This window comes from Methanocaldococcus villosus KIN24-T80 (assembly GCF_000371805.1).
In the GTDB taxonomy this organism is placed as follows: Archaea; AGJL01; Methanococci; order Methanococcales; family Methanocaldococcaceae; genus Methanocaldococcus; species Methanocaldococcus villosus.
The window spans coordinates 860070-876158 of record NZ_AQUK01000001.1 but is presented as its reverse complement, the minus strand read 5'-3'; the positions used below and the strand labels follow the sequence as shown (position 1 = coordinate 876158).

At 27.6% G+C, this 16089-nt stretch carries 15 protein-coding genes; 9 read left to right on the top strand and 6 right to left on the bottom strand.

What is annotated here, in order from left to right; genetic code table 11:
• The first annotated feature begins 18 nt into the window (after positions 1–18).
• Positions 19–720 (top strand): ATP-binding protein, encoded by a 702-nt coding sequence (locus tag METVI_RS0105095; RefSeq protein WP_004589870.1) that lies wholly within the window; start codon positions 19–21, stop codon positions 718–720.
• A 282-nt stretch (positions 721–1002) separates the two neighbouring features.
• Here the strand turns inward: METVI_RS0105095 and METVI_RS0105090 are convergent, their stop codons facing one another.
• From METVI_RS0105090 to METVI_RS0105065, 6 genes are all read right to left on the bottom strand, one after another.
• Positions 1003–2538, bottom strand: a complete 1536-nt coding sequence (locus tag METVI_RS0105090; protein ID WP_004589871.1) for an MBL fold metallo-hydrolase — start codon at positions 2536–2538, stop codon at positions 1003–1005.
• A gap of 299 nt (positions 2539–2837) precedes the next feature.
• Complete coding sequence (locus tag METVI_RS0105085; RefSeq protein WP_004589872.1) at positions 2838–4055, bottom strand: McrC family protein; 1218 nt, start codon at positions 4053–4055, stop codon at positions 2838–2840.
• Positions 4056–4065: 10 nt separating this feature from the next.
• The gene (locus METVI_RS0105080) at positions 4066–7074 is read right to left on the bottom strand and encodes an McrB family protein (protein WP_004589873.1); all 3009 of its coding nucleotides are present in this window, start codon (positions 7072–7074) and stop codon (positions 4066–4068) included.
• Positions 7049–7237, bottom strand: a complete 189-nt coding sequence (locus METVI_RS0105075) for a hypothetical protein (protein WP_236610555.1) — start codon at positions 7235–7237, stop codon at positions 7049–7051. The genes METVI_RS0105080 and METVI_RS0105075 overlap by 26 nt, the downstream gene beginning before the upstream one ends.
• Before the next feature lie 38 nt (positions 7238–7275).
• Positions 7276–8319 (bottom strand): class II glutamine amidotransferase, encoded by a 1044-nt coding sequence (locus tag METVI_RS0105070; RefSeq protein WP_004589875.1) that lies wholly within the window; start codon positions 8317–8319, stop codon positions 7276–7278.
• A 2-nt stretch (positions 8320–8321) separates the two neighbouring features.
• On the bottom strand, positions 8322–8684 hold the full coding sequence (locus METVI_RS0105065) for a gamma-glutamylcyclotransferase family protein (protein ID WP_017981095.1): 363 nt from the start codon (positions 8682–8684) through the stop codon (positions 8322–8324).
• A gap of 114 nt (positions 8685–8798) precedes the next feature.
• Here METVI_RS0105065 and METVI_RS0105060 point away from each other — a divergent pair, with 114 nt between their 5' ends.
• The 8 genes from METVI_RS0105060 (at position 8799) to waaF (ending at position 16067) form a co-directional block, all read left to right on the top strand.
• A complete protein-coding gene (locus METVI_RS0105060) occupies positions 8799–9773 on the top strand; it encodes an HFX_2341 family transcriptional regulator domain-containing protein (protein WP_004595169.1) in 975 nt (324 codons plus the stop codon).
• Positions 9774–10038: 265 nt separating this feature from the next.
• Positions 10039–10596: a D-sedoheptulose 7-phosphate isomerase gene (gene gmhA, locus METVI_RS0105055; RefSeq protein WP_004595167.1), complete on the top strand. Its 558-nt coding sequence runs from the start codon at positions 10039–10041 to the stop codon at positions 10594–10596.
• 53 nt (positions 10597–10649) lie between these two features.
• Positions 10650–11123, top strand: coding sequence for a D-glycero-beta-D-manno-heptose 1-phosphate adenylyltransferase (rfaE2, locus tag METVI_RS0105050; protein ID WP_017981094.1), 474 nt, complete (start codon positions 10650–10652; stop codon positions 11121–11123).
• Between the two features lie 4 nt (positions 11124–11127).
• The gene (locus tag METVI_RS0105045) at positions 11128–12042 is read left to right on the top strand and encodes a bifunctional heptose 7-phosphate kinase/heptose 1-phosphate adenyltransferase (RefSeq protein WP_004595165.1); all 915 of its coding nucleotides are present in this window, start codon (positions 11128–11130) and stop codon (positions 12040–12042) included.
• 16 nt (positions 12043–12058) lie between these two features.
• Complete coding sequence (locus tag METVI_RS0105040; protein WP_004595163.1) at positions 12059–12571, top strand: D-glycero-alpha-D-manno-heptose-1,7-bisphosphate 7-phosphatase; 513 nt, start codon at positions 12059–12061, stop codon at positions 12569–12571.
• Between the two features lie 670 nt (positions 12572–13241).
• Positions 13242–14351 carry a glycosyltransferase family 9 protein gene (locus METVI_RS0105035; RefSeq protein ID WP_017981093.1) on the top strand — a complete coding sequence of 370 codons (1110 nt, stop codon included), beginning with the start codon at positions 13242–13244 and terminating at the stop codon, positions 14349–14351.
• A gap of 1 nt (position 14352) precedes the next feature.
• On the top strand, positions 14353–15033 hold the full coding sequence (locus METVI_RS0105030; RefSeq protein WP_004595134.1) for a class I SAM-dependent methyltransferase: 681 nt from the start codon (positions 14353–14355) through the stop codon (positions 15031–15033).
• Complete coding sequence (gene waaF, locus METVI_RS0105025; protein WP_017981092.1) at positions 15030–16067, top strand: lipopolysaccharide heptosyltransferase II; 1038 nt, start codon at positions 15030–15032, stop codon at positions 16065–16067. The genes METVI_RS0105030 and waaF overlap by 4 nt, the downstream gene beginning before the upstream one ends.
• Positions 16068–16089: the final 22 nt, after the last annotated feature.

Here is a 16089-nt window from a genome sequence, read left to right as displayed (position 1 = left end):
TCCTCTTAAGGTGAAATAATGAAAATTTCAATATGTGGAAAAGGAGGTTGTGGAAAATCAACAGTAACAGCTTTATTAGCTAAAGAGTTATCTAAGAATAAAAAAGTTTTGGTCATTGATGGGGATGAATCAAATATAAGCTTACACAGACTCTTAGGTTTGGAAAAGCCAAAAGATATAATTGATATTATAGGAGGTAGAAAGGTTTTAAAAAAGAATATGAATAATATTAGTGAAATATTAAAAGATATAGATGTTGATAGTATTGCTTCAAAGGATGGAAATTTAATGTTAATATCTGTAGGAAAAATCAGAGATTTTGGGGAAGGTTGTGCTTGTCCTATGGGGGTTCTACTAAAAGAGCTTATTAAAAATTTAGATTATGATTATGTCTTAATAGATACTGAAGCAGGTATAGAACATTTTGGGAGAGGGGTAGAAGAGAATGTTGATGTAATTTTAGTTGTAATAGATCCAACATATGAGTCTATAAGATTAGCTAATGAGATTGAAAGGATGGCTAAAAATATGGGAAAGAAAGTTTATTTCATAATAAATAAAGTTGATGATAATATTAAAGATATGATAATGGATAAAATAAATAAAGATAGAGTTATAGCAATTATTCCAAATAAAAGGGAGATATTAGAAAAAGGTCTTTTAGGGGAAAGTTTAGATAGTATAGAGGAAATAAAAGATATTGTAAAAACTATAAGTTAAGTTATAGGTATTGTGGTTGGTTATATAATAGAAGCCCAAACTACTGGGAATTTCACAGTTTATTAAATTTTAGGGAGTTTAGAGTAGTACTCAGTTAGTGAATAATTCAACAAGTAGTAGAGCTAATAAATCAAAAAAATTTAATAGGAGATTATGGATGTAAAAAATGTTATAAAAATGGATTAAAGTATCTTTATGAAGGAAAATTTAATAAATCAAGTAAATATTTGGATAAGGTAATTGAGTATTATGGAATATATAGTTAAATTTTAGCCATTAACTTTAAATCTCCAAACTTTCTCCATTGTTTAATAAAACAACTCTCTCTCCAAAAGCCCATCTGAATAATTCAGGATTTTCAGTATGCACTGGAATTATGTAGTCAGGATCTATCTTTTCAATAACCCTCCTCAGCCCTTCTTTTGAAATATGCCCTGATGTATGAAATCCTTTTTCAAATATTGGTTTCCCATTTTCATCAACTTTAAAACCATAAATTTCAAAGTTAAAGTGTTTAAGCCAATTCCACAATCTTAAAAAGCTAAACTCCTGCTCTTCCCCAAATGCCTCACTTGAAGAGTAGATATAAATCCCCCCATCTGGATTAACATCCAATAGGTGTGGCATATCATAGAATGAGAAGCATAAAATATAGTTCTCACAATTTTTCCTAATTTCAAATGGAGAGATGATATAATTACAATATATGTCTAAAATCTCCTCTTCCCACTTATATTGAGTGGCTTTAAGATTTTCATAAATTTTTACATCATCATCAATTATATCAATCTTATCCACTTCTTTTAAAGCCCATAAGAAATATGCATCTTTTGTAGTTATAACCAATTCCCTACCAGTTTTTTTAGCAATTTCTTTAAAAATTTCTAATCTTTCAAAATTTCTTGGTGAAAAATCAGCAATAACTAACCCTTTAGCATTTTCAATGATTTTTAAAGAGTTGTTATAAACATCCTCCTCACTGACATTGACATCATTATCCCTATTAACCCTCGTTCCCTCAGTAATTAAAACACTTGCATTTTTAGCCTCTTTAATAAATTTTTTTGTTTTATCCTTATTTTTCCCATGTTCCCTAAAATCCCCTGTATATGCTACACTTACATCACCTTCAACAATATAACCAACAGCCCCATAGATTGAATGATCCACCTCAAATGCTTTAATTTCAAATCCAAAATCTTCTTCATATAGCATTTTAACTTCATTTTGGTTAATTTTCTTCACTTTATTAGATGAGTTCTGCCCAGGTCTATAAAAGATAAATTCTTCAATATTTTTATTGTCATCTGTAAGAATAATTTTTCTTGAACAGTAGGGGGATTTTCTATCTGATTCAAGAACATATCCCTTTTCATCTTTTGGTTTTTTTATACTATAGTAAGGCAAATCTATCCCTAAGTGTTTGCCAGTTGAAGTATCTCTTAATGCCTTTAGAATTGTCATTGTTATTGAAGATCCAACCATAGGAATTTCTTCATTGAGAATAGCAACATTTCCAACATGGTCAAGATGAGCATGGCTTATTAAAACAGCATTAATAGGAATTTTTGGATACCTATAAATACCTAAATCTTTGGGAATTAAATCACTTCTGTAAATATTTAGTTTTGGTATTAAATTGAGATGCCACAAATCATAAATACCTCTTGCAGATCTCTCACTTAAATATTCCTCATAATATTTTGAGTAATTGGCAAAATTCATTCCAAAATCTAAAAATATCCCATTATATCCCTCTTTTATATAAATTTTATTTCCACCTATTGTATTTGCTCCATCATAGATGGTTATTTTCATCCTCCCCCTCAAAGACATTTTTTAACTTTATTAATGAATTTCTTTGTTAATATAATTCCATTAATTGGAGCAAGAATTAAGATGATTATAAGAACTGAAAAGGCAATATATCAAAAGTACTTCCAAGGACAATCTTAAAGAATAAGTATGCATAAGCCACTAAGAAGATAATAAAGGAAATTGTATAACATATTAAACCAAGGATTCCTTTAAGCCCAACCCCCAATAAGTGTAAAAATAAACCCTACAAACACTAAAACTAAAAAATTTAAATAAAAGTTTTTAAAATCCCTTTAGTTTCACCAAAATTTATTTAGCAATTTATTAATGGCATTTAAAAATTCCTTATCTATCTCATTATTTTTTAATGTTTCAAGGTTATATACTAAGAGATAAATCTCTGTTCCATCAAAAAATTTACAGTGATCAACAATTGTTTTGAAATTGTTATAATTTTTAAACTTTGGGAATATCAAAGCTGAAGGAACTTTATATTTTTTAGCATAAGTGTAGATCTGCCTAAGGATGTCTGGAGAAGGGTTTTTTTCAATTTCTTTGTATTTTGCATCTAATACAAACTTTACTTCTCCATTTTTATATACTATAAAGTCAGGTTTTTGTTTTATTTTATCTAAATATTTTGTTTCTTTAAGTAAATTAAATTCTTCCTGATAGCCAATGGAAAATTTTCTTTTTAGTATGTTGCATATAAACCTCTCAAACAATTCATTCATATCTATGAAGAAACCAACAGCATCTTCTCCTCTAAGTTCTCCTAAGGAAGTTAATAATATCTTAGCTAAATTAAAGGATTTTTTGAATCTATTGTTTAATCTTGTGAATTTAACCTTTTTAAAATCTTCAACATTTATCTTTTTTAGTTCAATGCCATCAAATATTAACATTAGCTCACTTAGATATTTTTTATTGATCCTTATTTTTGTTTTCCTTAAAGAAGTTATAACAGTATAATAAAATATCTGATTCAATAAATTATTTTCATCAAATAAGAAATATTCAACAAAAAATCTATCTCTTTGATGAGGAAGTTTTCTTATCTCCTTCTCAATCAACAACTTTCCTTTTAGAAATTTTTCTTCCCCTCTAATTTTAATATAATCCTTATAAATTCCTCTTTTTATTTCTTCCAATAGAGATTTTGCAAATAGATAAATGAAAATTTCATAAAAGGCTTTTGATAGACTGTTTATTGCTTTAACTTCTTTCTCTTCTAATTTTAAATCAAAGGCAAAGTTAAGCATGTTTAGGAAGAGATATTCTTTTTCTTCACTATTTTTAAAGATTTTTGGTAAAATTTGAATAGAAACATCTTTTATAGAAGCAAATCCAACATAATTGTTGGCTTTTATTTTGTTATAGTAAAGGGTGAATATCTTATCTTCAGATCCACCATTTATTTTTTTAAATAAATTAAAAATCTCCTTTTCATTTAGGTTTAGTTCATTCTTTAGCTCTTCTACATCTTTCTCCTGATATTCATAAAAAGTAATTAACATAGATAATCACTTATATCTTATTGATAGCATTTTTAAACTCTTCTCCAGTTAACCTTTTTATTTCATAAGAGTTTTCCTTTTTCTCAATAAAATCTTTAAGAACTTCTTTTAATCCATCAACATCTCCATAGAAATACTCCTCCAATAGTGGGATAATTTCATGATACCAAACAAACTCTAAGTCTTCAAGATCTTTAATATTTAAAAAATATGAATGCCCTATTCTATGATCTCTATCTTTTAATTTCATGAGTTTTTCATTTAGAGATTCTAATAACTTTTTTAAATTAATTCCTTCAATTTCTTTATTTATTAAATCATAATTTGGCTCAATTTCCAAAAATCCAAACCTTCTCCTCAAAGCAATATCTAATAATGCTATACTCCTATCTGCAGTGTTCATAGTCCCAATTATATAGAGATTTGGAGGGACTGCAAAAAGCTCTTTTGAATAAGGTAGCTCAACAATAATTTCATTGTCTTCACTTAGTCTCTTATCTTTCTCTAAGAGAGTTATTAACTCCCCTAAGATATTAGAGATATTCCCTCTGTTTATTTCATCTATTATTAGGTAGTATTTTTTAGCATTTTGGAAATCTTCTTTTTTAAAGACATTTTTTGTTTCTTCATGCTCTTTAAGTTTTTTAATGACTTTTTCTTTTATTTCATCATAGCTTAATTTGTATTGAGAGTTTTCATCTTGAATATAGCCAATATTATTAATTATTTCTTTTAGTTCACTATACATAGCAAAGTAGTAAGAATTTAATCCAGTATCTTTAATTTTTTTAATATCTCCCGGTCCTTTAATTTCATAACCTTCAATTAAGGCCTTTTTAAATATCTCCTCCAAATCTGATTTATCCAAAGATTTTTCGTTTTTACTTTCTATTTTTATTTTTATACTTTTTATTCTGTCTTCTTCATACTTATAGTCTATTATCTCAAATTCTTTACCCATTTTAGTTTTTAATACACTACCAACAGGATATCTGTCCTCAAATTCCTTTAAAGCTTTATCTAACAACCTATCTAAATCTATTTCCTTTTTAATATCTTCTTTATCTTTCAAAACTTCCCAAATTGCTAAAATACATAATCTTTTAAATATTCCATCCTCTACTTCATAAGTTATATTTCCATCTTCAGTTGTTTTTGGCTTAAATCCTTCTATAAAATCTTCATAGGAGTAAGATTGATGGAAAGTTATAAATTTATAATATCCTTTACCCTCTACATATTTTAAAGCTGAATATGTTTTCCCTGTCCCTGGAACTCCATATAATATTATTTGCCCCTTTTTCTCTAAGATTTTGTCTATTTTTTCTTTTAGTTCTTTTGAAATAATATTTTCTTCACTATTTTTGACCTTATCACTATCTTCATTTAATATTTTCTCAAAAATCTTTATAAATGTATCCCAATTATCAATTTTTTGTAGAGTATCACTTTGAGTAAATGAAAAATCTAATTTAACTCCTTTTTTACTAAACCAAATGAATTCTACATTTCTTGAATGATTATAGTCTGAGGGCACATCAGTAGTTAAATATTTATAATCTCCAGTTATTTTACAAATCCCAACAACTTCCTTTAAACCTCGTCTTAAGACAACAATATCTCCTATATTCATATTTTTGTAAAAGTCAAATAACATCTTATGTGCTGCTCTTGGTTCTTTGTTATATTCTTCACTATATTTTTCCATTATAAGTTTTTTAATATCGTCTGGGTTATTTAAATCTTGCTTGGATAAATTTCCAATATCTCCCCAACCAATGAATATTTTATTATTTTTATAAAATTCCTCTAAGTATTTTGCATTTTTTCCAGGAGCCAATAGCCAAACTTTTGTTTTATCAAAGAAGTTAAACATTATGTCGATTTCTAAATTTATAAACCCATTTGAAAATTCTGATAATTTTCCTACAATTTCTTTATATTTTTGCTTTAACATTTCAAATGCTTCTTTAAATTCATTGTAATTATATTCCCCAAAGTCATAAAACTCTTTTAAAATGTTTCGAGAACAAGTATTCATAATTGGTTCTCTTTCAATATGCAATTTTCCGTATAATTCACCAAAGATATTGTATAATTGTTTTTTTAATTTTGACTCCCCATAATTTTCAACCCCTTGTCTATTAAATTCGCAAATTAAATTGTATGTTTTATTTATCCATTCATCTTTGAATTCATTAGAGTTTTTTACTTCAATAATAATATCTACAAATTTTTTAAGTTGTTCTTCGGGTGCGTTGCTTATAAACCCCTTAAATACTCCAACATTTCCGCCCGCAAATATTAATTTCCATCCACAATCTTTATCTTGGTAAATGAACAATTTTTTAATAAGTTCCTCTGTATTTTCCTCACCAACTTCCAGTTTTTCAACAATGTTTTTGATTTTTTCTATAATCTTTAACCAATTAGATTCAGAAGTTAAGTCATAATGTGGTAGATACCTTTTACCTACAAAATTAACAAAGTTTTTCCAAAGTCTTAACCTTTTTTCTAATTCTGGTATTTTATTTTCTATAACTTTAACTGTCATGTTCTCACCTCCCTCAAATTTTGATAAATAATAAGCAACTTCAAGCATTGAATCAATTCCAAGCTCTTCTCTAATTTTATTAGTAGTTTTCATAAATTGCTTAAAATCTTCTATATTTTTACAATGTATTCCCCAAAATATATTTATGTTAATATCTTTTCTAAGAGCTTCTGAAACAGTTTTTTTATGGATGGGCATATAACACTTATAATTCAAAATTGTTGCTAAAATTGATAATATGGTAGTTCCAACTTCTTTAATTTCACTATTATTAAGTATTTCTTTAATTTTATTTCCAAAATTATCTATCATATTATTGAAATTATCATTATTTGTCTTAAGAACAATTTCTTTTAGTAATTTTCTGATTAATTCATTATTGACAGACTCAGAATTTAAATACGATTTTAGTATTGGACTTTTAAATAAATCTATACTTTTAACTGATTTTTTGATTTTTTTCAATTTCTTCATCAGTTAAAATAGTATTAAACTCTAAAGAATCTAAAAGTATTTTCTTAGCATCCTCAATATTTTTAATAATTTCATCTTTCTCTTTTTCCCACATATTTACATATTTATCTCTCATTTTCTTTATAATTTCTTTGAATTTTTCTTCATTTATCATAACATCACCTTTAGTAGATTTTAATTTATATAGATAAATTATAACCATCTCAACTCCTTAAGTTTTTTATCAATCTCTGCCCTCCTCTTTGGTTTAGTATAAAATGTTGCCTCCAAATCATCCCAATTAACAGTATCTCTACCATCTTGCTTAATATACTCTTTATCTAACAAACTTCTAATCCCAATTTTTACAACAGACTCATCATACTCAATATTTTTAGGTAAATCATTAAGATTTTTAATAATATCTCTTAAACTAACCCTGTGTGGACTTTCTCTAAGAATCTTTAATATTTTCAATTCCAAATCACTCAATCTCTTATTGGAATAAATCATTTCCCAATTTTTAAACACTATAAGCTCCCCATTCTTAAAATGTTGCCAATTTTCATTAGTTAGTGGATTTGTTGCTATTATGAATCCTTCTTCTTTTGGATTTTTTATATCCCCTAAATTTACAGTATAATCTTCATCTATTAATTTAATTGGTTTATATGGTGGTGTTCTCTTTAAGAAATATAAATCTCTTTTTCCTTCATAATCTTTATAAGCAAACAAATATTCCCCATCAGAAAACAGGCAATTAAATGGACCACAAGAGTTAATCTCATAAAGTATATCTAATAGAGCGTCAAATCCTTCTCCATAATTAATTTTATTATTTTTAATTTGGGACAACAAATAGCAGAATGCATATTCTGAATCTGTTTCTCCGATTGGGTAGAATTCATCAAGTTCTAAATCCCAATAATCATATAAAGTGCCATTATGGGCAAAAACTATTTCTTTATCATCTAGTTTTCTAACAAATGGATGTGTATTGACATAAGACACTTTTCCAGCACTAGCTTTCCTTATATGGGCAATGAATATCTTTGATTTTATATTAATCCATCTAATACAATTAGCCAATAAAGCATCATTCATTTTAATTGGCTCTTTTATTACTCTAACAAACTCATCTGGATAGAATGCAATCCCCCAACCATTTGGGTGCATATCACTTCTCTGCTTAAAGCTATTCAGAGATAATCTAACATTAACTTTCTTATTAAAACAAATTCCCAATAATTCACACATATTTACCCCTCATAGTAATCTTTATAATCCCCAGATTTTACTAAAATTCCATAAGGTTCAGGATAGAAGTATAGCCAAGCCTCTATCTCTTCCCCATTTTCTAAGATTATTGGGACTTTCTTTCTTCTATAGCAATGAGGATGATCTTCAAGAGCATCTATCTTTTTTAAGATCTCTTCATCAACCTCATAAACCTCCCCAACTATATGAGACACCTTCTCATCTTCCACAACATAGGGGATTATATCAGCATACATAGCATATTTTTCTTTAGTTCTACCTTTTCCAATGAATTTTGAGTTTTTTAATAACTTATTATTCCAAAAACCTCTCCTTAAAGTTCCATAGACGAAGATATATTGCATAATTTCACCATTTTAAATGTCAAAAAATATATGGTGAAATATATAAAATATAATATTCACTATATTAGTAAGCTTACCATACTTACTATTCTTAATTATTTCTGTGGTGAAACAATGAATAAGTTAAATAAAATCAGAGGAGGAGTTCATATAGCAGTTCAAGGATATGAAGTTGATAGAATCACTGAAGTTCCAATTAAAAGAAGGGCTGAAAAAGTTTATTTAATTTGTATGCCAGATGAAGAAGATTCAGAAAGGGGAAAAGCATTTAAAAATATGATTAAAGAGAGATTTGAGAAAAATAAAATTGATTATGAAATCCTTGAGGCTAATATATTTAATTTAGATGAAATTGTTAAGAAAATAAAATATGCAATAAATAAAGAAAGAAAGGAATTTGAAGAGGTTAAATTTTATATAAATGTCTCCTCTGGCTCTACAATTGGATGCATTGCTGGAATAACATGTGCAATGATTTTAAATAGAGAAAACTCAAAAATAATTCCATATTATGTAATTCCAAAAAAACTATTAGATAGTTTGAGTGATGAAGAATGTGAAAAGTTGAGGGAAGAGTATAAATATCTCCCAAGAAGTTTTGGAGTTAAAGATGTAGTGTTAATTTACCCATTTAATATAAGCCTCCCAAAGGAAGAGTTGTTGATATTTTTAAAATTCATTAATAGGGCAGGAGATAGGGGATTAACTATAAAGGAGTTAAGCATCTTAACAAGGGAAGAGTTTTTAGATGTAAATTTAAATAATGAAGAGAGTATAATGAGATTAATTAAAGCTGTTGAACATATAGACTCAGATCCATCAAGAATTAGAATTAAGAGATATAGAAGAACTATTCAAAAATTATTAGAGATAGTTGAGGATGATAAAGAGGAGCTAAATAAGATTGTCAATTGGAGAAATAGAACAAAATTCTCAGAAAATAAAACTCCACAAAGTGATCTTGTCTGGGTTAATAAGAATGTTATAGAAAAACTTAAGGAATTTGAGTTAATAGTGGATGAGAAAATAGGAAGGTCAAGATATATTAAAGTAAATGAGAAAGGGAAAATGTTGCTAAATTATATTTAAATAATGCTGGAAAAATATTTTGAAATAATTCAATTAAGAATTGAAAAAGCTTACACCAAGCATATGACTTTGGATAAATTTTTCAGTACATGCGGGATGGATAAGCCTAAGAAATAGTGAATAAAATAAATTCAAAACCATTTATAATTCGTATGAAGATGAACTTGAAGTTCTAACAATCAAAAAATGAGTAGAAGAATTAAAATATATATACTTCAAAGTTGGAAAAGATAGATATAAATTTAAATTTAAGTTAGGTGATCTTATGAAAGAGTATTTTGAAGAAAGTGCAAAGGTTAAGTTAAAATTTATTGAAGAAAATGAAGAAAATTTAAAAAAATCCATTGAAATAATAGTAAGAGTATTAAAAAATGGTAATAAAATCTTAATTTGTGGAAATGGAGGTAGTGCAGCAGATGCTCAGCACTTTGCTGCCGAGATTGTTGGAAGGTTCAAGTTAGAAAGAAAAGGATTGCCTGCAATTGCATTAACAACAGACACATCTATTTTAACAGCAATTGGAAATGATTATGGGTTTGAGATGATTTTTGAGAGACAAGTTGAGGCATTGGGTAAAAAGGGTGATGTTTTAGTTGGAATATCTACAAGTGGGAATTCAAAGAATGTTATAAGAGCGGTCAATAAAGCCAAAGAAATGGGCATTTATACAATTGGTTTGTTGGGAAAAGGAGGGGGTAAGTTAAAAGATATTGTTGATTTGGCATTGGTAGTTCCATCTAATGATACAGCAAGGATACAAGAATGCCATTTAACAATATACCATGTGATTTGTGAAGAAGTTGAGAAAAGATTGTTCATGTAGATTAAATTATTTTAAAATTTAACATTGTAAAATTTTTAAAGATAAGGGATAATATGATAATTAAAAATAGAACATTGTTAAAAGACATAATTAGAGAGTTAAAAAGCCAAAATTTAAAAATAGTCTTTACAAATGGATGTTTTGATATAATTCATAGGGGGCATGTAGAGTATTTAAATAAAGCAAAAAAATTAGGAGATGTTTTGATAGTAGGAATAAATTCAGATGAATCTATTAAAAAAATAAAAGGAGAAAAACGCCCTATAATCCCACTATACTCAAGGGCTTATGTTTTGGATAATCTAAAACCAGTAGATTTTGTAGTCCCTTTTGATGAAGACAGCCCAATTGAATTGATAAAAATAATAAAACCCCACATCCATGTAAAAGGTGGGGATTACAAAGAGGAAGATTTACCAGAGGCAGAGGTTGTTAAAAGTTACGGTGGGGAAGTAAAAATAATCCCACTAATTGAGGGTTTTTCAACAACAAATATAATAGAATGGATCTTAGAAAGATATAGGTGAAAGGATGATAGTGGTTTTAGGAGAGGTGATGCTCGATAAATACACATATGGAAATGTTGAAAGAATAAGCCCTGAAGCACCAGTTCCAGTATTAAATGCGATTGAAGAAAAATATACACTTGGAGGAGCAGGAAACGTTGCAAATAATATTGCCTCTTTAAAGCATGATGTATTTTTAATAAGCATCATTAATAGAGATGAATTTGGGAAGTGTATTGAAAAACTGTGTAATGAAAATGGCATCAAATATTATTTTATATCAGATGGGAGGCCTACAATAGTGAAGCATAGATTTGTAGCTATCGGGTACAATCAACAACTTCTTAGGGTGGATTATGAAAAAATATATCCAATAAATGAAGAAATTTCAAACAAAATTTTAGATAAAATTAAAAGACTCAACAGTAAATCAAATATATTGATAATTTCCGATTATGCAAAAGGCCTCATAACAAAAGAACTTATGGAAAAAATTAAAAAAGAATTTAAAGGGAAAATTCTAGTAGATCCTAAACCAAAAAACATAGAATTTTATAAGGACGTTTATTTAATAAAACCAAATCTAAAAGAGACTTCCCAAATTATTGGAAGAGAGATAGAAAACAAAGATAATATCATAGAAAAGATAGGTTTGGAGTTGGTTGAGGAATTTAACTCAAATTTCGTCATCACAAGAAGTGAAAAGGGTTCTACATTGGTAACTCTTAATGGAGAAGTCTACCACATCTCTACAAAGGTTAAAGAAGTTCATGATGTTTCGGGAGCAGGGGATACATTTATTGCTGTTTTGGCTTATGCTTTAGACAAAGGTTATGATTTAGTTGATGCGGTTAAATTGGCAAATAAAGCAAGTTCAATTGTTGTTGGAAAGGTTGGAACTGCAACAATTAGCTTAGATGAGTTGTTTAATGATAAGTAAATTTTTGGTGATAAAGTTGAATAGGGCAATATTTCTTGATAGAGATGGGGTTATTAATAAAAGATTAATTGGAGATTATGTTAAAAAAATAGAGGAGTTTGAATTACTACCAAAAGTTAGAGAAGCGTTAATTGAATTTAAAAATATGGGTTATTTGTTAATAGTTGTAACCAATCAGCAAGGGATTGCTAAGGGCATTATGACAGAGGAAGATTTAAAAGTTGTTCATAATTATATGCTTAAGTTATTGCCTGAAATTGATGATATCTTTTATTGTCCTCATTTGGATGGGACTTGTAATTGCAGAAAACCAAAGAATGGCATGCTTTTAAAAGCCAAGGAAAAATGGAATATTGACTTTAGTAGAAGTTGGATGATTGGAGATAGTGAGAGTGACATAATTTGTGGAAAGAGTGTTGGATGTAAAACAATAAGGATTTTATATGATAATGAAAAAACTGAGGCTGATTTTATTGCAAAAGATTTATATGACTGTGTTAAGATTATAAAGAATGAAAAAACAAAATAGTAATGACATACTCCTAAAGGAAAAATTGTTGTATCCTGAAATTATTTCGTTGTTCATGTTCATGTTATCACCTCTTTATTACATTTGGTATTTTCGAAGTATACTTCGTATGGGTTTTAAAACTTAATAAACGGTGTGGTTTTATTTGGTTGTGCCATTCAACGAATTTTTTCAGGTTGTCGCTTGCGTAGCAGGCGAGCAACGAAAACCGAAGGTTTTCGTCTAATTCTTTCTTTTCTTCTTTCCCTTCTGGATAAGGTCGAACTTCTTCAGTATAGTATATATACGATTGTGTGGAATATATATTGTGCTTATTCTCTATGTATTTCTCTAAATGCACTGCACTGGTTCCTTTATACTCCTCAACTGCTTTAAGGAACTAAATCAATGTCTTCCTTCGATAAAAAGAGTAGTAAAGTATTTAAAGAATTTGTGGAAAGAAAGTGTTTCTAAAAGTGTTAATGTTTTCATATCGGTTTGTTCAATATGGGTATTGAAGAGTAAATACCCAATATTGAACTTAGGCGTTATCAGACACATGAAAGAGTTTCTATCCCTTTATAGTGAATATAAAAACCTAATTATATACTTAAGATGTTGGCAAGAAAAGATTACGTTTATAGAGTATTTGATGATAAAAAGGATAAAGAAAGTCCTAAAATGTGAAAATATGAATATAATTTCAATATTAAGAAGTATTGATAGATATATTGGAAATTTAATAATATTATTTTTATCAATTTTTAAAACCAGAATACATAAAAATTTAGTAAATGTAAATCCAAAAAGTATTTTAATTATTAGATTATGGACTTTAGGAGAGAGTCTATTAACTCTTCCAATGATAAAAAGGTTAAAAGAAGAAGGTTATAACATTTCTATTTTAGTAACAAAGAGAAGTAAGGGTGTTTTTGAAAATATTGATTTTGTTGATGAGATAATTGATTTAAAAAATTTTTGGAAGATTTTAAAGAATTTTAAAAAATATGATGTAGTTATTGATACAGAACCCTATCTTAACATTTCAGCTATATTGGGTTGGTTTTTAGGTAAGTATGTTATTGGGTTCGACGGACTTTTTAGGAGTAAGATTTACGATTTTAAGATCAAATATAATGATAAAATACATGCTGTTTACAATTTTTGTAATTTATTAAAACCATTAGGTATAGAGTATAAACCAAAAAGATTAGTTCCTTTAAAGTATAATAAAAAAGATATTGACAAAGTAGAAAATTTATTAAAAAAATATAATTTAAATAATAAAAAATTAATTGGCATTCATTGTGGGACTGCTGAAACTGCTCCTTGGAGAAGTTGGAAAAAGGAAAAATTTGCAAAATTAATTGAAAAATTAGTTGAAAATGGTTTTTATATTATTTTAACTGGAAGTAAAAATGACTATGGCATAAATGAAGAAATACTAAGCTTGATAGATAAAAAATATAAAAATAAAGTCTTAAATTTTGCAGGAAAAACTAACTTAGGAGAATTTGCCTACTTATTAAAGAAGTTTGAAATTTTTATTTCCAATGATACAGGACCTATGCATCTAAGTGCTGCAATGGGGACTAAAACTATAGGTTTATTTGGCCCTAACTTACCAGAAAGATTTGCACCTTTTGGAGAGAAAAATATAGCAATCTATAAAGCTAAAGATTTAGATTGTTCTCCATGCATAAATGTTCATAAAGGAGAATTTAAAAAATGTAAGTTAAATGGGAAATGTATGGATATGATAGAGGTTAAAGATGTTTTGGATGAAATAAGAAGGGGATAAAATGAAGCATTATAGAGAGATAGATAAAATATTGTTTTTAAAAGCTCTTTATTTTCTAAAAAATAAAGGATTTAATCCTAAAAATATGGTAGATATAGGATGTGGAGATGGACATTTAACATTAAAAATAAAAAAAGTTTTTAATATTCCGATAAATAATGTTTATGGAATAGAATATGACAAAAATTTAGTTATATCATGTAAAGAGAAGGGGATTAAATGCTTTTTATTAGATTTAAATAAAGATAAAATTCCATTTGAAGATAATAGTGTTGATTTAATTACTGCTAATCAAGTATTAGAACATATTTTTGAAATTGATGATCTGTTGATTGAGATTAAAAGAATCTTGTCTCCTAATGGGTATTTTGTTGTAAGTACTCCAAACTTAGCTGCATTACATGAAAGAATATCTCTACTATTGGGTTATAATCCCTCGACTTGGCATACTGCGAAGATTCAGATAGGATTGAGAAGAGGAGAACCAACTAATAATAGAGAACATGTAAATGGCTTTACAATTAAAGGACTAAAATATTTATTGGAGTATTATGGCTTCAAACCAGTGAAACTTTTTGTAGGGAAGGTTTTTATTAAAGATGATCTATATATTCCTTTTTTAGAGAAGATATTTCCTAGCCTGGCATTAACTCAATGTTGGATTTGTAAGGTGAAAAAATGAAAATTTTATTGTTTAAAATTGGAGCTATAGGAGATGCTTTAATGACCACTCCTTTAATTAGACAACTTAGAAAAAATTTCCCAAATGCACAGATTGATTATTTAATTGGAAAACATGCACATGCAGTTTTAGAAGGAAATATTTATTTAAATAATTTGTATAATTTTGATGAATATATATTCATCAAAAAAGATATTAATAAATGGTTGAGATTAATATTTAAGATTAGAAAAAGAGATTATGATATAGTTATAGTGTTAGATAAACATTGGATTTTTAATTTAACTGCTTTTCTGAGTGGTATTAAAAAGAGAGTAGGATTTGATAGGTTTGGTGAAGGAAGATTTTTAACACATAAAGTTCCTTATTTTGGAAGAAAACATGAAATTTTTTATTATTTAGATCTATTGAATGGGTTAGAAATTGAACCAAATTATGATGATTGGAAAATGGATATATTTTTAAGTGAAAAAGAAATGGAATTTGCCGAGAAATTTTGGAGAGTTAATAATTTAAACAATAAAACAGTTATTGGTGTTTGCCCTGGTGGAGCTAATAATCCAGGTATTGGCAATGACGATTTAAGAAGGTGGGATATTATAAAATATATAGAATTAATAAAAAAATTAAAAGAAAATGAATATGAAGTTTTGTTAATTGGTGGTAAAACTGATAGAAGCATTGAAGAAAAAATATTAAAAGAAGTCAGATGTTTCTCCACAGTTGGAAAAACAACATTAAAAGAAAGTGCATCATTATTAAAAAAATGTGATGTTGTAGTTTGTAATGATAGCGGACCTATGCATTTAGCAGCAGCAGTAAATGAAAAAATTATTAGTATATTTGGACCTACTCATCCTTCTGAAAAAGCACCATTACATAAAGAAAGCATTTATTTATGGAAACAAGTTGGTTGTAATCCATGTTATGATTTATATGGTAGACATCCAAATCCGTGTCCTTACAAAAAGAAATGTATGAGAGAAATAAAAGTTGAAGAAGTTCTGGATTTTATTTTCAAAATGACAAATTAAATTTAATTTAATTTTGAGTTAT